Origin of the sequence: Streptomyces sp. NPDC012508, assembly GCF_042902595.1 — a bacterium.
Taxonomy (GTDB): Bacteria; Actinomycetota; Actinomycetes; order Streptomycetales; family Streptomycetaceae; genus Streptomyces.
In genome coordinates this window covers 196,946-214,993 of record NZ_JBIBEO010000010.1, presented here as the reverse complement: position 1 = coordinate 214,993, position 18,048 = coordinate 196,946, and the positions used below count along the sequence as shown (strand labels likewise).

Sequence of the window (18,048 nt, the reverse complement as noted above, 5' to 3'; positions counted from 1 at the left end):
CGGGGCAGCGTGGGGGTGGTGAGGCAGCGTGGGGGTGGTGGCGCGGCGTGGGGGGCGTGGGGTGAGGCGCGCCGGGCCGGCGGCCGCGGCGGGGTGGCGTCAGGCCGTGTGCACTGGCGTGCCGCCGACGTACGTGCTCAGGACCCGCGCCTCGGCGATCTCCTCCGGCGGCGCGGTGAAGATGTCGCGGTCGAGGACCACGAGGTCGGCGAGCATGCCCGAGCGCAGCGTGCCGGTCTCGTCGAGCCCGTTCACATGCGCGGAACCGGCGGTGTACGCGGCGACGGCGGTGGCCGGATCGAGGCGCTGCTCCGGCAGGAAGACCCGCTCGTCGGCCGTGCCGGGCTCCTTCCGGTTCACCGCGACATGGATGCCCGCGATCGGGTCGGGGCTGGAGACGGGCCAGTCGCTGCCCGCCGCCAGGGTGGCCCCGGCACGCAGCAGGGAGCCGAACGGGTACTGCCAGGCGGCTCGTTCGGGCCCGAGGAACGGGATCGTCAACTCGTCCATCTGCGGTTCGTGCGCGGCCCACAGCGGCTGGATGTTGGCGACGGCCCCCAGGCGGGCGAACCGGTCCAGGTCGTCGGGGTGGACCACCTGCAGATGGGCCAGGTGGTGCCGGTTGCCGCGCCGGCCGTTGGCCTCGATCGCGGCCTCGACGGCGTCGAGGGCCTCCCGTACCGCGCGGTCGCCGAGCGCGTGGAAGTGCACCTGGAAGTCCAGGGCGTCGAGCCGGGTCACGTAGGAGCGCAGCGCCACCGGGTCGACGAAGCTGAGCCCCGAGTTGGCGGTGGCGCAGCCGCAACCGTCGAGATACGGAGTCGTCATCGCGGCCGTGAAGTTCTCGGCGACACCGTCCTGCATGATCTTCACCGAGCCGGCCCGGAACCGCCCGTACGACAACTCCCGGCGGCGGGCGACGAGTTCGTCGATCTGCTCCGCTCCCCGCTCGCGGTCCCACCACAGCGCCCCGGTGACCCGAGCGGTGAGCGTCCCGGCGCGGGCGGCCGTGACGTAGGCGTCCGAGGGATCCGGGTGGCCGCCGTACACCCCCAGCATGGCGTCCTGCCAGCCGGTGATGCCGAGCGAGTGAAGCAGCTTCTGTGCGCGCAGCAGCCCGGCGAGCCGGTCGGCGGCGGTGCTCGGCGGGACGAGCCGGGAGACCAGGCCGGTTGCGCCCTCCTGCAGGGTGCCGCTCGGGGTGCCGTCCGGCTCGCGCTCGATCCGGCCGTCGACGGGGTCGGGGGTCTCCCGGGTGAGCCCGGCCTGTTCGAGGGCGCGGGTGTTCGCCCAGGCGCCGTGGTGGTCGCGGTTGACCAGATAGACCGGCCGGTCGGGGACCACCGAGTCGAGCAGCTGCCGGGTCGGCACGCCGCCCTCGAAGCTCTCCATCGACCAGCCGCCGCCGGTGATCCACGGGCGGTCCGGGTGCGCCTCGGCGTACGCCCGGATCCGGGTCAGATAGTCCTCGACGCCGACCGTGCCGGTCAGATCGCACTCGGCCAGCTCCGTCCCGGCGAAGACGGCGTGGACATGCGCGTCCTGGAAGCCGGGCAGAAGCAACTTCCCCCGCAGGTCGACGACTTCGGTGCCCGGCCCGATGAGCTCGCGCACCTCGTCATGACCGACGGCGGTGATGCGCTCTCCGGTGACGGCGAGACTGCTCGCCCGGGTGCGGGCGGGATCGCCGGTGTGGACGGGGCCCTGGGTGAAGACCAGATCGGCCTTGGTCATGGGGGACGCTCCAGAACGGGAGAGAAGAAGGGGTGCCTGGTGAAGGCACATGGAACTGGGCGAGCCGTTTACACGTCAATGGTGTTGTCATAAGGTGCCCGCATGGTCGAGCGAGTGGTTCCGGAAGGCCTGCGGCGGCGGCGCAGGCCCACCAAGCAAGGCGCCGTTCTCTCGGAACGGCTGATCATCGAGACCGCGCTGCGGCTCGTCGGCGAGCACGGCGCGGACGCCCTGTCCGTGCGGCGGCTCGGCGCCGCCCTCGGGTCCGACCCCAGCTCGCTCTACCGCTACTTCCGCAACACCGACGACCTGCTGCTCGCCCTGGCCGACGAATTCGTCGGGCGCGCGCAGGAAGGCTGGCAGGCGACCGGCGACTGGCGGGCGGACCTGCGCGACATGGGGCTGAGGATCCACGCGGTGTATCTGGCCAACCCGCAGGTGGCGCTGCTCGCCGCCCACCGGACGACCGGCCGCGCCCATGAGACGGCGGCGGTGGAGAAGATCCTCGGCATCCTGCGCCGGGCCGGCTTCCCCGACACCACGGCCGTACCGCTCTACCACGCCTTCGTCGACCAGGCCCTCGCCTTCGCGGCCCTGGACGCCGCCGCGCTCGCCCTGCCGGAGCCGGCGCGCGTGGCGGACGAGGAGGTGTGGCGCGCCTCGTACGGCAAACTGCCGCCGGAGACCCATCCGAACATCGCGGCGACGTTCCCGCTCCTCGCCGCCGACATGCGCGACAGCGGGTATCCCTTCGCCCTGGACCTGATGCTGGACGCGGCGGCGGCCCGGCTGCCGTAGCCGGGGCCGCGCGCAGCTCTCTCAAGCTGCGGCGACGCCGCGTCGGGCAGCCGAGACCCGGCTGCCCGACGCCGCGAGGGGCAGCCGAGATCCGGCTGCCCCTCGCGGCTGCTCCCGTACCGGGACCGGCGTCCGTCAGGTCAGGCGGCGTCGGATCCACCAGGCGCAGAACCCGGCCAGGGCCAGGGCGAGACCGAGGTAGAGCCCCGTCTCGGCCCATTGGAGGGCCCAGAAGTTGCCGGCGGGCTGGTACGTCACCTGCTGCTGGTAGCCCTGGGCGCCGAGGTCGGCGACGCAGCCTTCGACCTGCTGCATGGTGGGCGGGCCCGACTCGGTCTTCAGGCAGTCGCCGAAGGACGGCGGCACGAGGGCCGGCTGACCGGCGGCGTTCAGCGTCTGTTGGGAGGTGACCCAGGCACCGGGCACTTCTTCGAGGTGCGCGACGATCTGCCGGGCGCCGTCCTGGACGCTGATCGGGGCGCCGCCGGGCTCGATCGGCACAGTGGTCCGGTCCGTGGCGGCCAGGTGGGGCCGGATCCACACCGGCACGACGATCTGGACCGCGGTGTAGAGGGCGAACGTGGTGGCCATCGCGGGCAGGGTACGGCGGGCGAGGAGGCCAAGGGCCACCCCCAGGACGAAGGCGAAGGCGGCATGGGACATGGGGACGACACCCCGTGCGGCGAAGGCCACGGGGTCGAGCCGCGGGAAGTACGTGTCCGTCGCGCCCCCGCCGTCGACGGCCCGGTCGATGGGGCTGCTCCACCAGCTCACCGCGAGGCTGGTCAGTCCGGCAGCGGCCATGGCGGCCGCCGCACCGAGGCCCAGTTTGGTCGCCAGCCAGCGCGTGCGGGTGACGCCCTGGTTCCACGCGAGGTAGTGGGTGCCGGTCTCCAGTTCACGGGAGATCAGCGGGGCGCCCCAGAACATCCCGATGACCGCCGGGACGGCGAGTACGACGATCAGTCCGGCGTAGTAGAGGGTCTGGTCCGAACTGGAGACCTGGTCCACCAGGCTGCTGCCGGCGGCTCGGTAGAGGTCGGCCAGCTGCGGGCCGGTGACCGCGAGGGCCGCGGCGAGGGCGGCCACCGCGGCGAACACCACGGCGGCCTGGGTGCGGAACTGGCGCCAGGTCAGCCAGATCATCGGAGTACCTCCAGCGCGGGTCGGGTGTCACGAACCGCGTCGGCGGGCCGGGTCATGTAGGCCAGGACGATGTCCTCCAGGCCGAGCTGGCCGACGGTCCAGGACGGGTCGTGGACCGCGGCGTCGGTGCGCACCAGGAGAGTGGTCTGCCGCTCGGTGTGGCCGGCGGTGATCACGTGCACACCGGCCGGCAGCGTGTCCGGGTCCCGGCGCGGCCCGGTGAGCCGGTGGTGGGAGGCGAGCAGGTCGTCGATGTCGCCTGCCACCTGCACCCGGGAGTCGACCAGGACGATGACGTAGTCGCAGGACCGCTCCACGTCGGAGACCAGGTGGGAGGAGAGCACGACGCTCAGCTCGTGCTCGGCGACGGCCTCCATCAGGTCCTGCATGAACTCCCGTCGGGCGAGCGGGTCCAGGGCCGCCACCGGCTCGTCCAGGATGAGCAGTTCCGGGCGCTTGGCGACGCCCAGGGTGAGAGCGAGCTGCGCGCGCTGGCCGCCGGACAGCTTGCCGGCCCGCTGCTTGGGGTCCAGACCGAGGTGACGGATCCGGTCGCGGGCCAGGCCGTCGTCCCAGTTCCGGTTGAGGCGCCTGCCGAGGTCGAGGTGGTCGGCGACGCTCAGCGCGGCGTAGGTCGGGGTGCCCTGGGCGACGAATCCGACCTTGGCGAGCTGTTCCACGCCCTCGGCAGGACGGCCACCGCACACCTCGATGGAGCCTGCTGTCGGGGTGAGCATGCCGGAGGCCAGGTTCAACAAGGTCGACTTGCCGGCACCGTTGGGGCCCACCAGGCCGACCACCCGGCCGGCGGGGACGTCCAGGTCGCAGTTCTGCAGCGCCCAGCGCTGCCTGTACCTCTTGCCCAGGCCCTGGGCTCGCAGGACAGCACTCACGCTACGTCCTCTCCGGCGGCGTTGCGGAACGTGGTCATGAACAGCGCCTCGATGCTCTCGTCGTCGAGTCCGGCCAGGCGGGCCTTGGTCAGCCAGCGCTGCAGGTCCTTGCGCAGCGGTCCGTGCGCGGCGAGCGTGCCGTCGGCCAGCGTCCGGGTCACGAACGTCCCGACGCCGGGACGGGCGGCCACCAGGCCGTCGTGCTCCAGCTCCCGGTAGGCCTTGAGCACCGTGTTCGGGTTGACCGCCATCTGCTTGGCCACGTCCTTGACCGTCGGCAGACGGTCGCCCTCCTCCAGCAGGCCCAGGCGCAGGGCATGCCGCACCTGCTGGACCAGCTGCTGGTACGGAGACAGACCGGACCGGCTGTTCAGGTGGAACTCAATCACCGGTTCCTCCATTTATCTAGTTGCCTAGCACTATAGCCTTCTACATCGGCCATGTGGCAAGGCCATGCACCGCGGCGCCGGCCGCGCATGGTTGGCGCGCCAGACCTCGCTCGGCCTCTGGGGCGCGAGGCCGCGGGGCCGCCGGGGGGGAAAGACGGCGGGCCGCGAGCGAGCCCGACGATCACCACCCCCACCACCGGCAGCCCGACGGCGGCGAGCAGCAGTGCGAACCCGGCGCGCTGCACCGGCAGCAGTTGAAGCAGTTCGCCCACGTCGGCAGCGAGGATCACCGGACCTCCCGCAGGCGTCCGGCGGCCATCTCCAGGACCCGGTCGCACCGTTCGGCGAGCGCCCGGTCGTGGGTCACCACGACCAGCGTGACCGGCAGGGACGTCAGCGCGTCCGCGGTCTCGTCCTGGCCCTCGAAGTCGAGGGCGGCGGTGGGCTCGTCCGCGAGCAGCACCTGCGCGCCCGCGGCCACACAGCCCATCGCCCGCGCGAGGTACATACGCTGCAACTGTCCACCGGAGAGGGTGTGCAGCGGCCGATGCCGCAACTCCGCGACCCCCAGCCGGCCGGCCGCCTCGACGGCCTCCTCCTCCGCCCCGCCGCTTTCCAGCAACTCGCCGGCGAGCAGCGGGAACCGGCCGGCCGCGGGCTTCTGCGGGATCCAGGCACAGGCCCTGCGCCGCCAGGCCCACTCCGCCGGCGACGCGGCGCCGCGCCCGCCCACGCGGATCGAGCCGCTCACCTGTCGGTGCAGCCCCAGGACCGCCCGCAACAGGGTCGACTTCCCCGACCCGTTGGTTCCGGTCAGCGCGACCCGCTCACCCGCCGCGATCTCCAGGTCCACGCCCGCCACGGCCTCGACCCGGCCATGACGGCAGGCGACCCTCCGCATGTGTACGTCAAGCCCGCCCATCCCCTGCCCTTCCGTGGTCCGTGTGGAGCCCGCCCGGGTAGTCGGACGGCGGGGCCGTCCGGTTCCCGACGTCCGCCCGCGGGTTCCGGGGACGTCGGATCCCGCCCGGGGAACCCCCCTTCCCCTGGGCTACGTTGACCCCACAGGGGAGAGAACGCCGAGCGGGGAGTGGCGACCGGAGATGAACGTCGAAGAGACGGCTCAGCGGATGATGGACCGCGTCTTACGGGTCGACCACGACCCCGACGCGCTGCGCTGGTTCCTGACCGACGAGGCCGCCACGGCCGCCGACGACATACGCCGGGCGGGGACCCTGCCGGACGGGAACGTCCTGCTCGTCGCCGTCAACGCGATCGGGTACTACGACTGGTGCCGTCATGTCGCGGGCGAGGCGGCGGACATGGCGGCCCTCGGCTCCGCGGTCCTCTGCTTCCTCGACGTCCACCGCGCCTCACCCGCTCATGTACCGCCCGTCCTCAGCCCGGTGCTGGCGCTCCTCGCGGGCGAGCCCGCCGGAGCCGACGCCGACCCCGGCGACGCCTACCAGGCGGGCGCCGGAATCCTCGCCTTCTACACCCTGCACCGCCACCCCGGCCCGCTGCCCGCCGCGGCCGCCCTGCTGCGCCACGCCGTCGCCGGGTTCCCCCGACGGCAGCGCCGAACAGGGCACCTGCCTGTCCGACCTCGGCCTGACGATGCTGTACGGATTCCGGGACGGCGGCGGACCCGACATCCTCGCCGAAGCGGTCAGGCACAGCCGCGCCGCCGTGGCCGCCGCACCCGGAGAGCGTGTCGAACAGGCCCGCAGAGAAGGCAACCTGGGGCTCGTCCTCAAGCACGCCGCCGATGCCACGGCGGACCCGGCCGTCGCGCGGGAGAGCGTCGACGTGCTGCGCCGGACGGTGCGCGGGAGCCGGCCGGGCGATCCGCACCACGCCCTGCACCTCGCCCTGCTCGGCACCGCTCTCCTCACCGCCGCGACACAGCTCCACGAGCCCGCTCTCCTCCTCGAGGCCGTCGACGCCCTGCGCCGCTCCACCGCCGCGAGCCCGGACCAGCCGCCGCCCGCCGCGCACCTGAACGATCTCGGGATGGCACTCGTCACCCTCTCGATGGCGCCCGGAGGCACTCCCGGCGGGCAGGACCGCACCGCGCTCCACGACGAGGGAATCGCCACCTGCCGACGCGCCGCCGCCGTGGCGGACAACCCCGTCGAGAGCTCCCTCTACCTCGCCAACCTCGCCCACGCCCTCAACGGCCGTACGGTCAACACCCGGAACCCCACCACCCTCGACGACGCCCACAGCGCCGCCCGTGACGCCCTGACCACGGCCCCGCCCGGCCACCCGGCCCACACCCACGCCCAGTACGTCCTGGCCGAGGTCCTGCGCTCCCGGTACGTCGAGACCGGCGTCCTGGCCGACCTGGAGGCCGCGATCGGACACGCCCGGAGCGCGCTGGACGCCACCGGGGCCGGCGACCAGCACCACATGGGCCGGGCCCTGGAACTCGCCGCCCTGCTGCGCATCCACGCCCACGCCCTCGGCGGCGCGTCCGACGCCCTCGCCGAACCGCTCGCCCTGCTGCGCCGGCTCGCGGCGGACGCCCCGCCGCGGTCGGCCGATCGCGCCCGCGTCCTGCTCGAACTGGCCAGGACCTTGAACGCGTTGGGCGACGGCGCGGGGGAGACCGCCGAAGCGGCCGCGGCGGAGGCCGAGCGGACGTACCGGGAGTGCCTCACCCTCACGGAGGCGACGGACGGCGACACGGCGGGAGTGACGTACGCCCTCGGGCACGCGCTCGCCTGGCGCTTCACCGGCCGGACCGCGCCGGAGAGCACCCACGGCCCGCGCGCCGAGGAGAAGCGGAGCGAGGGCATCGCCCTGATCCACCGGGCCCTCGACCTCCTGGGCGAGGACGATCCGCGACGCTCGGAGTATCTGTCCGACCTCGGCGGCGTCCACCTGGAGCGCGCCACCACGACGCGGGATCCCGGCGGATACACCGAGGCCGTACGGGTCCTGCGCCTGGCCGTGGCGGCCGCGCCGGGTACCGGCGGGCACGACAGGGCGGTGAGCTGCTCGAACCTCGGCGTCGCCCTGGTCGGCCTCGGCGCCCTGACCGCCGACGAGGAGCTGCTGGCCGAGGGCGTGCGCGCACACCGGGACGCCGTCGCCGCGACCGCACCGGGCGACCACTACCGCGCACACCGCCTCGGCAACCTGGGCGACGCGCTCGAGGACCTCGCCCAGATCCGCTCGGACGTCGGCCTCGTCCGGGAAGCCGTCGAGGTGCTGCGCGAGGCGGTACGGACCTCGGGACCCGCCTCGCCCGGCAGAGGTGAGAACTTCTCCCGTCTGGGCGCCGCCCTGCGCTCCCTCTCCCGCTTCACCGGCGACGGCGCCCCGCTCGAAGAGGCCGTCGACTGGCACCGCAAGGCCGTGGCCGTGGCGGAGGAGAGCGGCGCGCCCCGCACCGACTCGTACGGAAGCGGCACCCGGCACACGTCCGAGTCGCGCGCCCGCTCCGGCCTCGCCAACGTCCTCGCCGAACTCCACCTGCGCACCTACGACGAAGACCTGCGAGACGAGGCCCTGGACCAGTACCGCGCGGCGCTCGCGAGCCCGCACGATCCCGGCGAGCGCCACGCCCTCCTCACCAGTTACGGCACAGCCCTGTGCGGCCGGGCCGCCGACACCGCCGACGACACGCTCATGGGCACCGCGATCGGCGTCCTGCGGGAGGCCGCGGCCGTCGTCCCCGCCGACCACAGGGGACGCTCGGGGGTTCTCACGAACCTGGGCCTCGCGCTCGTCCGACGCTCCCGCCTCACCGGCGACCGCAGATGGCTCGACGAGGGCGTGGACGTCCTGCGGCGCGCGGTCCGGCAGAGCCCGCCGAACTCCTTCGAGCGCGCCGCCCACCTCTCCAACCTGGCCGAGGCGCTACGGATCCGGTACGAGGCCACGCACGACAGGACCGCCGCCGACGAGGCGGCGGGGCTGCTGCGCGAGGCGACCACCCTCGAACACGGGGAGCGGCACGGCAGGGACATCGCGCGCGTCAACCTCGGCGTCCTGCTCCACCGCACCGCACTCGGCGGCCCGGGCGACCCCACGGACCCGGAGCTGCTCGCGGAGGCGAGGCGCGTCCTGGAGGAGGCCGTCGCCGGCCTCGACGACCTCCACCCACGAAGGACCGTGGCCCTGATCAACCTGGCCGGCGCGAGCATGATCACCGCGGAGGTGGCCGAGGACCCCGCCGATCCCGCGCTCGAGCCCGTGCTCGCCCGCGGGGCGAGCGCCGCCCGGGAGGCACTCGACCGTCTGCCCCGGGGCCACCACCACGAGGCCCATGTGCAATGGGTGCTGGCCCGGACCCAGTTGGCCCGCGCCCGCCTCGCCGCGGACCGGCCCCACGGCGGAGCGGGCGGGCTCCAGGCGCCGGGCCCGGCCAGGGGTGATGTCACAGCCGGTCCTGAGAGCGTCGACCCGCCGGACCTCGCCGAGGCCGTCCGCCTCGCCCGGCAGGCCGCCCAGAGCCCCGTCGCCTCCCTGGCCAAGCGCCTGCTGGCCGCACGTACCTGGGGCGAGGCGGCAGCGGCCGTCGGTCGGGACACCGAGGCGCTCGCCGGGTACACGTACGCCGTCGGCCTGCTGCCCCGCCTCGCCCCGCGGGGTCTCGAACGTGCCGACCAGGAGGACCGGCTGGTCGCCGGCACCGGCCTCGCCTCCGACGCCGCCGCGCTCGCGCTGCGGCTGGGCGACCCGGAGACGGCGCTCACGCTCCTCGAACAGGGGCGTGGGGTGCTGCTCGCCCAGGGCGTGGAGTCGCGCGGCGACCTCACCCGGCTGCGTGCGGCCGACCCCGCCCTGGCCGCCGAGTTCGAGCGGGTCCGGGACTCCCTGAGCGCCGGGCCGCCGCGCCCGGCGTCGCCCACCGGTCTCGGACCGGCCGACCCCATGGGCGTCGCCGGGGACGAGGCCGGGCTTCTTGCCGAGTCACGGCACGCCCTCGCCCGTACCTGGGACGACCTCCTCGACCGGATCCGCCGACTCCCCGGCCTCGAAGGCTTTCTGACCGCGCCGCGCGTGACCGAGCTGCTCGGCGCCGCGTCCGGGGGACCGGTCGTCGTGGTCAACGTCAGCCAGTACCGCTCCGACGCGCTCCTCGTCACCGCCGACCGGGGCATCGAGGTCGTCGCGCTGCCCGCGCTCACGCCGGTCGACGTCCTCAACAGGGCCACGGAGTTCCTCACGGCCGTCGACCACGCGTACGGAGACCAGGGGGCCCGACGGGCCTTCACCGCGATGGGGACGCTGTCGGAGATCCTGGAGTGGCTGTGGACCGCCGTCGCGGAACCCGTCCTCGCCCGCCTCGGCCTGCGCACCCCCCCGCCCGACGACGCGTCGTGGACCCGGCTGTGGTGGTGCCCCACCGGATGGCTGGCGTTGCTGCCCCTCCACGCGGCGGGCCGCCCGGACTCCGGATCCCGGTCCGGCTCCGGCTCCGGCGAGAGCGTCATGGACCGGGTCGTCTCCTCGTACACCCCGACGCTGCGCGCCCTGGACCGCGCCCGGCACGCGCCCGCGAGCGCTGCCATGGGCCTGCCCTCGCCGCTGATCGTCACCCTCGCCGACACCCCCGGCGCGCCGTCCCTGCCCGGTGCCTCCCAGGAGGCCGAGCTGCTGCGCGCACTGTTCCCGGCGCACGTCGAGCTCGCGGGCTCCGACGCCACCGTCGAAGCGGTCCGCCAGGCACTGCCCGCCCATCCGTGGGTGCACTTCAGCTGTCACGGGGTCAGCGAGCCGGACAGGCCGTCCGAGAGCGGTCTGATCCTCCACGACGGACGGCTCACCGCCCGTGACGCCGCCGAGCAGCGCCCTCGCGAGGCGGTCCTCGCCGTCCTGTCGGCCTGCTCGACCTCCCAGGGCGGCTTCACGCTGCCCGACGAGTCGGTGCAGCTGTCCGCCTCGTTCCAACTGGCCGGGTACGCACATGTGATCGGCACGCTGTGGCCCGTCGCGGACAAGGTGGCGGCCCGGCTGACGGAGGAGGTGTACACGGCTCTCAAGGACGACCTCGGGCGGGGCCGCCCGATCGATCCGGCGACGGCGCTGCACCGCCCGGTCCGCGAGCTGCGCCGGCGCCTCGCCCGCGCCCCGCACCTGTGGGCCGCGCACATCCACACCGGCCCGTGACGGCGGCCGGCCGACACCGTGGCTCCTGACGAGGGACCTCGACACCGTGGCTCCCGACGGGGGCCGGCCGGCACCGTGGCCCCCGACGGACGGGGAACGACGCAGCCGCTCAGTCCTGTGGGCGGGCCGTCGCCCCGTCGCCCATCGTCGTGTCCACCGCCGTGCCCGAGGGCGCCTGAGGCACGTCGTCCGGCTCAGCCATGTCGTCGACCGGCCGGTACGTCCGGCGGACCTCCGAGAGCTCGGCGATCAGGTCCTCCCACTCCCGGTCGTCAGACTCGCTGTGTTGCTGTGTCATCTCCTGATCCCTCCTCCTGATCCTGATCCTGTTCCTGTCGCTGCGCGGGCGCGACCGGCGGAGCCGACGGCCGCAGCAGCACTTCCAGTACGTCGATGTCGGCGGCCCGCAGATAGACCCCGCCGGTGTCGGGGACCTTCCCGAGGAACCGGCCGTCGGGCGCCATCCGGTACTGGGACTGGAGGTAGACGTCACCCGGCTGCGGATAGGCCGACACCGCCGACCGGGATCCCAGCCAACCACCCACCCACAGACCGTTCTTGAGCCGTGCCCGGACGAAGCAGGACCCGCGGTCGCGGAAGAGCGCGTCCCAGGCCGTGGGTGTCGGCTCGTAGCGCGCCCGCCGTCGCCGCCGGTCCCGTACCGCCTCCGCCCAGGCGATCCCCGACGGCACCACGATCACCAGAAGGAGCGCCGCGAGGCCCGCCTCCCGGGGGCGCGCGAGCACCCCGGCGACCGGCCCCTGGCCCTCCCCGGAGAGCAGCCGCACCAGCCACGGGCCCGCGGCCACCGCGTACACGGCGTCCAGCAGGGCCCCCGCCGCGATGGCGCGCACGATCCGGTTCTGCGGCTCCTGCTCCGCCGCGACGGCCCCGCGCAGATGCTCCCGTACGGCCTGGTAGAAGACCCCGGGCAGCACCAGGATCAGCAGGATCGTCAGCTGCTGCACCGTCCCCGGAACCATCGCTCCCTCTCCCGTCCCCCGCGTCACGAAGTGCCCGGCTCACACCGTACGTCGGTGATCCGCGCGGCGACATGTCAATCCAGGCCAGGAGCCCGGCAGACGTGAAGGGGGTGCGGGAACGAGGGGCGCCCGGGAACACATGATCGATAGGATGACGCGGTTCGCTGCGCCTGGGGGAGGCTGCCGTCGTGAAGATCGTCCTGCTCGGTCCGGTCGAGGCCATGGCCGACGACGCGTCGTCGGTCGACATCGGGGGAGTCCGGCTGCGCATGCTGCTGGCCAGGCTCGCGCTGGAGGGCGGGCGGCCCGTCCTCGTGGACACGCTCGTCGACGGACTGTGGGGCGCCGACTCACCGGCCGAGGTGGGCAACGCCCTCCAGGCGCTGGTGTCCCGGCTGCGCAAGGCCCTGCGGGGCGTCGCCACGCTGGAGTCGGTGGCCGGCGGATACCGCCTGTCGGTACGCGACGAGGACGTGGACGCCCACCGCTTCGCGGAGTTGGCGGCGCGCGGCAGGCGGGAGCTGGCGGCCGGGCGCGCCGACGAGGCGGCCTCGCTGCTCGGCGCGGCCCTCGGGCTGTGGCGAGGTCCGGCGCTCGCCGACGTCCTCGATGCCCCCTTCGCCCGTACCGTCGCCACCCGTCTCGACGACGTGCGGGCCGCCGCGGCCGAGGACCGCTTCGACGCCGCACTGCGTCTGGGGCGGTACGCCGAGGTCCTCACGGACCTCGAAGCGGCGGGGGCCGAACGCCCGTTGAGCGAGCGCCTCGCCGGTCTGCGGATGAAGGCGCTGTCCGCGGCGGGCCGCCAGTCCGACGCGCTCGCCGTGTACGAGGAGACGCGCGGGCGACTCGGCGAGGAACTCGGCGTCGACCCGTCCGCCGAGCTCCAGGACATCCATATGGCGCTCCTCCGCGGCGAGTTGATCACGCCGGCCCATCGTCCCGAGGCCGCGGCACCGAGCCGTCTCCCGGCGCGCCTGACGAGCTTCGTCGGCAGGGACCGCGAACTGGACCGGGTCGCCGATCTGCTGGCCTCCTCCCGGCTGGTCACCGTCGTCGGCTTCGGCGGCGCCGGCAAGACCCGGCTCTCCCTGGAGGCCGCTACCCGGCACCGGGCCTACGAGCGCGGCAGGGTCTGGTTCGCGCCGCTGGCCGGTGTGAGTCCCGGGGACCAGCTGGCCGACGCCGTGCTCGGCGCGCTCAGCTCCAAGGACGGACGCATCTACGACGGCGCGCAGGCCCCGCGTACGACGCCGGTCGACCGGCTGGCCGAGCTCTTCGACGGCGGCGAGGCCGTCCTCGTCCTCGACAACTGCGAACATCTCGTCGAGGCCGCGGCCGAGCTCGCCGAGGAACTCCTCGACCGGCTGCCACGGTTGAGGATCCTCGCCACCAGCCGTGAGGCCCTCGCCCTCACGGGCGAGGCGCTCTGCCCGCTCGGCCCGCTGGAACTCCCCGCCCCCTCCCACGAGCCGGCCGAGGCGGGCGACTCGGCCGCCGTACGGCTCTTCGTCGACCGGGCCGTCGCTGTCCGCCCCGACTTCACCCTCGACGACACCACGACGGCCGCCGCCGTCGAGATCTGCCGCCGCCTCGACGGCATGCCGCTCGCCCTCGAACTCGCCGCGGCCAAACTGCGCTCGATGAGCGTGGACCAGATCGCGCGCCGCCTCGACGACCGATTCCGCCTCCTCACGTCGGGAAGCCGCACCGCGCTGCCCCGCCAGCGCACCCTCCTCGCGCTCGTCGAGTGGAGCTGGGACCTTCTCGACGAGCCCGAACGGGTCCTGGCGCGGCGGCTGTCGGCCTTCCCGGGCGGCGCGACCGTCGCCTCCCTGGAGGGTGTCTGCGTCGACGACACCCTGCCCGCGGAGGACGTGGTGTACGTACTCGGCGCCCTCGTCGAGAAGTCCCTCGTGACCTCCTCCGGCGCGGGCGAACCCCGGTACCGGATGCTGGAGACCGTACGCGCCTTCGCGGCTGACCGGCTCCTCCAGTCCGGGGACGACGTCTCCCTCCCGTTCGCGGACCACTTCCTGGCCCTGGCCGAGGAGCTCGAGCCCCTGCTGCGCACCGGCGAACAGCTCCGCGCTATCGCGGTCTTCGACGCCGAGCACGAGAACATGGTGGTCGCGCTGCGGTCGGTGCTCGACGCACGGGACGCGCCGAGGGCGGCCCGGTTCGTCCGGGCGATGTTCTGGTACTGGGGGATCCGGGGGATGAGCACTCAGTTCGAGACCTATCTCGGGGCGGTCCTGGAGCTCGGCGACGCGCTGCCCGACGAGGCGCGGATCGCCTTCGGTCTCGTACGCAGCGCCGCGGGCGCCCCGGACGCCGAGCGGGACGACGTCTCCCCGGCCGAGAAGGACGGCGAGAAGGACGGCGAGAAGGACGGCGAGAAGGACGGCGAGGAAGACGCCGAGAAGGATGTCGACACGGCCGAGGTGCTCGGCTTCCATCCGGCGCTTCCGCTGCTGCGGATGTCCCAGCTGGCGGGCGACGCGGATCAGAGGGAGCGGGGGCTCCGGCAGTCCCTGCGCTCCCCGGACCCCTGGGTCCGGGCCAGCGCCTACTGGGCCCATGACTTCGTCCTCACCGAGCAGGGGGACCTGGAGAGCGGAGCCGAGGCGCGGGCCGCGGCGCTGCGCGGCTTCGAGGAGGTCGGCGACCGCTGGGGGCTGCTGATGAGCCTGCTCCCGCTCGGCCGGGACCACTCGCTGCGAGGCGATCACGGCCCCGCCCTCGTGGTCTTCGAACGGGCCGTGGCGATCAGCTCCGAACTGGGCACGGAGGAGCATCTCACCTGGACCAAGTTCCGTCTCTCGCAGGAGCGGTCGCGGTCCGGCGACCACGAGGGCGCCCTGCGTGACGTGGACGCGGCCCTGCGGCAGGCCCGGGAACGCGGCCTCCGGCGGATGGAGGCCGGTCTCCTGATCCAACTCGCCTACGCGCACCGTGCCGCCGGCGAGCTGGACCGAGCCGACGAGGCCCTGGACCGTATGGAGGCCCTCGTGCACCGGCTTCCGTACCCCGAGCAGACGAGCCGGGACATCATCACCGCGGGCAGGATGGCGAATCTGATCGCCGGGGGAGCGTCCGAGGAGGCCCGGGCCCTGCTGCCCAGGGCGGTGCGCGGCTATGTCGCGCGGGGCGACAGCGACGGGATGACGTGGGTCGCGGAGCAGCGCGCGCTGCTGCTCGCCCTGGAGGGCGATCCGGTGGGTGCGGCGACGGCCCTCGGCACGACGCGGGCGATCCGCGGCGCGTTCGACTTCGGCGCCCCGGAGCTGCGGAGACTGACCGCCGACCTGTCGACGACGCTCGGCGAGGCCGGGTACGCCGAGGCCTACGACCGCGGCGCGACCCTGCCGCGAGAGGAGGCGCTGGCGCTGCTGACGGGGGAGGGCGCGGAGAGCACGTGACGGCCGGCCGCCCCGGACTCCCCGGCCCAGGCGTCCTGCCCCGCGCCGGGCCGCGCCGGACGCCCCCGGCCCGGGCGTCCTGCCCCGGCCCCGCACAACCCGCCCCGGCCGTCATACCCCCGCCCGCACATCCCGCCCCGGCCGTCGTACCCCCCGCTCGCACACCCCCGGCCGTCCGGCGCCGGCCCGGAAGCCCCGCCCAGGCCGTCCCGCCCCGGCCGTCACCCCGGCCCGTAATCCCGCCACGGACGGGATCCCGCTCCCTACACTGACGGGCATGGCATGCCGCATCAGTGAGCTCATCATCGACTGCGCAGACCCCGACCGGCTCGCCGCGTTCTGGAGCGAGGTCCTCGGCTATGTCGAACTCGCCCGGGAGGACGACGGAAGCATCGAGATCGGGCCGCCCGACGCCGGCTTCGGCGGGCCGCAGCCCACCCTCATCCTGAGCCCCAGCACCGCCCCGCGTACCGGGAAACTCCGACTGCACTTCGACGTCAACGCCACCGACCGCGACCAGGACGCCGAGCTGGAACGGCTGCTCGCGCTCGGCGCCGAGCCCGCCGACGTCGGCCAGGACGGCACCGAGAACTGGCACGTCCTGGCCGATCCCGAGGGCAACGAATTCTGCCTCCTGCACGCCCGGATCAAGCCCCTCTGACACACGGCCGCGCGCCTCCTCTCCCGCCGAGGATCACCCCACCCGGTGCGCGGTGGGCCGGTACGTGAGTGCGCCGACGGCGTCCTCCAGGGTCGGCTGGTGCAGCCCCAGGGTCTCGGTGCCGATGCCGGCGCGTTCCAGGCGTCGTACGAGTGCGGACAGGAGCATCGGGTCGGCGGCCGGGACGGACAGGGTGCCCGTGTCGCGGTCGTGCGACGGGCGGGCGCCGGTCAGCTCCGTCAGGATCCGGGAGACGGCGTCCCCGTCCCCCGCCAGGCTGGGCCGTACCCGCAGCGACGCCTCCCCGGTCCGTCGCGTGACCTCATCCGGCCGTCCCTCCGCGACGACCCGGCCGCGGTCGAGCAGAGCGACCCGGTCGGCCAAGCCGTCCGCTTCGTCCGGGTGTTCTGTCGTGAGCAGCACGGCCGTTCCCTCCGCCGCGAGCCGCCTGACGGCGTCCCGGAGCGCCCGCCGCGCCCGGACGTCGAGGCCCCTGTCCGGTTCGTCCAGGATCAGCACCCGCGGCCCGTCGGACAGTCGCGCCACCAGATCGAGGCCGCGCCGCTCGCCGTCGGAGAGCGCGGCGACCGGACGTCCGGCGGCGGCGGTGAGCCCGAAGCGAGCGAGGAGCCTCCCCGGCCACGCGCCTGGAGGTCCCTCTGCCGCCGCGAGCAGCTCGCGGACCCGCTCCCCCTCCCGTACGACGTCATGCCCGCAGACCGTGACCCGGCCGGCGTCGGGCCGGTCGAGTGCGGACAGGATCCGGACGACCGTGCTCTTGCCCGCCCCGTTCGGGCCCAGCAGGCCCACCACCTCGCCGGCCCCCACCTCCAGGCCGACGCCGTCCAGCGCGGCCGCGCCTCCGTACCTCTTGACCAGCCCTTCGGCCCGGATGGCGTGCGTCATCGTCTCTCCTCGTGCTCGACGGACGCGTCACACGGTGTACGGCCCCGCTGACAGCACGCTGATCGCGGGGTGACAGCCGCACGAGCCGTACGCCCGGCGGGATCATGACATGTGCCGAGACGGACCCGCCCGGCACGCCGAACCCCGGGAACCGGCCAACACCGATAATCCGTCCGCTCGTTGGCGTGAACGGTCACCGGCGCGCGGCCGTCGCCGACGGCCGCCCGCGCATCCCGGGGGCGTGCGCGTCTGTGCCCCCGCCCTCCCGCACGGCATACTGGCTGGACGATGACGAACCGATCCGCGCCCCGGCGCCACCTGTCCACCAGCCCCTTCGCGGCTCCCGTCGATCCCGTGATCAAGGAGTTCGCCGTCGGTGACCGCGTCTCCCACGATCGTCACGGCCTCGGGAAGATCATCGGCACGGAGCCGACGGGTGCACTGCTCGTCGACTTCGGGGCCACCCAGGTCCGAGTCCTCAGCCCCTACAAGGGCATGCACAAGCTCTGACAGAGCTCCGAACAGCCTTCACGGGACCCGCCCCGGCGTACATCGCGCCGGGGCGGCTTCCGTTCCCGTGGCCGTGCCTACGATGACCCCATGGCAGAACGCGAGGGATCCTCACCTGCGAGCGTGGTGCATCAGCGCACTCCCGGCGCCCCTGAGCTCGCCGCGGCGGCGGGGGTGTTCGCGCTCCTCGCGGACCCGACCCGGCTGCATCTGGTGTGGCTGCTGTCGCGTGGTGAGTCGGACGTCACCGCCCTCGCGGAGGCCTGTGGCGCGGCGCGGCCGGCGGTGAGCCAGCATCTGGCGAAACTGCGGCTCGGCGGGCTCGTCCAGCACCGGAAGGACGGCCGGCGGGTGGTGTACACGCTCCCGGACGGCCATATGCGGCGTCTTGTCGTCGAGGCGATCAACCACGCCGACCACCAGGTGACCGGGGAACCCTGGCACGACTGAACCGATCGCTCCACCCTCTGTCATGTGCGCACC

General features: G+C 74.1%; 15 protein-coding genes and 1 pseudogene. 6 read left to right on the top strand and 10 right to left on the bottom strand.

Translation table 11 applies throughout. The annotated features are described in order from the left end of the window. Positions 1-99: 99 nt before the first annotated feature. Positions 100-1,734 carry an amidohydrolase gene (locus ACFY8U_RS31065; RefSeq protein WP_389575559.1) on the bottom strand — a complete coding sequence of 545 codons (1,635 nt, stop codon included), beginning with the start codon at positions 1,732-1,734 and terminating at the stop codon, positions 100-102. Positions 1,735-1,836: 102 nt separating this feature from the next. Between ACFY8U_RS31065 and ACFY8U_RS31060 the strand changes: the two genes are divergently transcribed. After that, positions 1,837-2,532, top strand: a complete 696-nt coding sequence (locus ACFY8U_RS31060) for a helix-turn-helix domain-containing protein (protein ID WP_361597841.1) — start codon at positions 1,837-1,839, stop codon at positions 2,530-2,532. Positions 2,533-2,667: 135 nt separating this feature from the next. Here the strand turns inward: ACFY8U_RS31060 and ACFY8U_RS31055 are convergent, their stop codons facing one another. The 6 genes and pseudogenes from ACFY8U_RS31055 to ACFY8U_RS31030 all read right to left on the bottom strand — a co-directional run bounded on the left by ACFY8U_RS31055 (position 2,668) and on the right by ACFY8U_RS31030 (position 6,552). Next, positions 2,668-3,678 (bottom strand): transporter, encoded by a 1,011-nt coding sequence (locus tag ACFY8U_RS31055; protein ID WP_389575558.1) that lies wholly within the window; start codon positions 3,676-3,678, stop codon positions 2,668-2,670. Beyond that, positions 3,675-4,571: an ABC transporter ATP-binding protein gene (locus ACFY8U_RS31050; protein WP_389575557.1), complete on the bottom strand. Its 897-nt coding sequence runs from the start codon at positions 4,569-4,571 to the stop codon at positions 3,675-3,677. Before ACFY8U_RS31050 ends, ACFY8U_RS31055 begins: the two co-directional genes overlap by 4 nt. Next, complete coding sequence (locus ACFY8U_RS31045; protein ID WP_389575556.1) at positions 4,568-4,972, bottom strand: GntR family transcriptional regulator; 405 nt, start codon at positions 4,970-4,972, stop codon at positions 4,568-4,570. Before ACFY8U_RS31045 ends, ACFY8U_RS31050 begins: the two co-directional genes overlap by 4 nt. 137 nt (positions 4,973-5,109) lie before the next feature. Continuing rightward, positions 5,110-5,250 (bottom strand): annotated as a pseudogene (locus tag ACFY8U_RS31040) (metal ABC transporter permease); the annotation flags it as partial. Then, positions 5,247-5,882, bottom strand: coding sequence for a metal ABC transporter ATP-binding protein (locus tag ACFY8U_RS31035; protein WP_389575555.1), 636 nt, complete (start codon positions 5,880-5,882; stop codon positions 5,247-5,249). The pseudogene ACFY8U_RS31040 and the gene ACFY8U_RS31035, both read right to left, overlap by 4 nt. A gap of 451 nt (positions 5,883-6,333) precedes the next feature. Then, the gene (locus ACFY8U_RS31030; RefSeq protein WP_389575554.1) at positions 6,334-6,552 is read right to left on the bottom strand and encodes a hypothetical protein; all 219 of its coding nucleotides are present in this window, start codon (positions 6,550-6,552) and stop codon (positions 6,334-6,336) included. A 25-nt stretch (positions 6,553-6,577) separates the two neighbouring features. Between ACFY8U_RS31030 and ACFY8U_RS31025 the strand changes: the two genes are divergently transcribed. Continuing rightward, positions 6,578-11,083, top strand: a complete 4,506-nt coding sequence (locus tag ACFY8U_RS31025) for a CHAT domain-containing protein (RefSeq protein ID WP_389575553.1) — start codon at positions 6,578-6,580, stop codon at positions 11,081-11,083. 109 nt (positions 11,084-11,192) lie between these two features. Here the strand turns inward: ACFY8U_RS31025 and ACFY8U_RS31020 are convergent, their stop codons facing one another. Both ACFY8U_RS31020 and ACFY8U_RS31015 read right to left on the bottom strand, forming a co-directional pair. Then, the gene (locus tag ACFY8U_RS31020) at positions 11,193-11,381 is read right to left on the bottom strand and encodes a hypothetical protein (RefSeq protein ID WP_389575552.1); all 189 of its coding nucleotides are present in this window, start codon (positions 11,379-11,381) and stop codon (positions 11,193-11,195) included. Next, positions 11,356-12,066 (bottom strand): DUF6338 family protein, encoded by a 711-nt coding sequence (locus tag ACFY8U_RS31015; protein WP_389575551.1) that lies wholly within the window; start codon positions 12,064-12,066, stop codon positions 11,356-11,358. Before ACFY8U_RS31015 ends, ACFY8U_RS31020 begins: the two co-directional genes overlap by 26 nt. Before the next feature lie 188 nt (positions 12,067-12,254). Here ACFY8U_RS31015 and ACFY8U_RS31010 point away from each other — a divergent pair, with 188 nt between their 5' ends. Continuing rightward, the gene (locus ACFY8U_RS31010; protein WP_389575550.1) at positions 12,255-15,488 is read left to right on the top strand and encodes a BTAD domain-containing putative transcriptional regulator; all 3,234 of its coding nucleotides are present in this window, start codon (positions 12,255-12,257) and stop codon (positions 15,486-15,488) included. A 277-nt stretch (positions 15,489-15,765) separates the two neighbouring features. Then, positions 15,766-16,149: a VOC family protein gene (locus ACFY8U_RS31005; RefSeq protein WP_361767690.1), complete on the top strand. Its 384-nt coding sequence runs from the start codon at positions 15,766-15,768 to the stop codon at positions 16,147-16,149. A 33-nt stretch (positions 16,150-16,182) separates the two neighbouring features. Here ACFY8U_RS31005 and ACFY8U_RS31000 read toward each other — a convergent pair whose 3' ends face one another. Beyond that, positions 16,183-17,055, bottom strand: a complete 873-nt coding sequence (locus ACFY8U_RS31000; RefSeq protein WP_389575549.1) for an ABC transporter ATP-binding protein — start codon at positions 17,053-17,055, stop codon at positions 16,183-16,185. A 288-nt stretch (positions 17,056-17,343) separates the two neighbouring features. Here ACFY8U_RS31000 and ACFY8U_RS30995 point away from each other — a divergent pair, with 288 nt between their 5' ends. Both ACFY8U_RS30995 and ACFY8U_RS30990 read left to right on the top strand, forming a co-directional pair. Then, positions 17,344-17,565 carry a hypothetical protein gene (locus tag ACFY8U_RS30995; protein ID WP_260227397.1) on the top strand — a complete coding sequence of 74 codons (222 nt, stop codon included), beginning with the start codon at positions 17,344-17,346 and terminating at the stop codon, positions 17,563-17,565. Between the two features lie 90 nt (positions 17,566-17,655). Then, positions 17,656-18,015, top strand: coding sequence for a metalloregulator ArsR/SmtB family transcription factor (locus ACFY8U_RS30990; RefSeq protein WP_361437920.1), 360 nt, complete (start codon positions 17,656-17,658; stop codon positions 18,013-18,015). Positions 18,016-18,048: the final 33 nt, after the last annotated feature.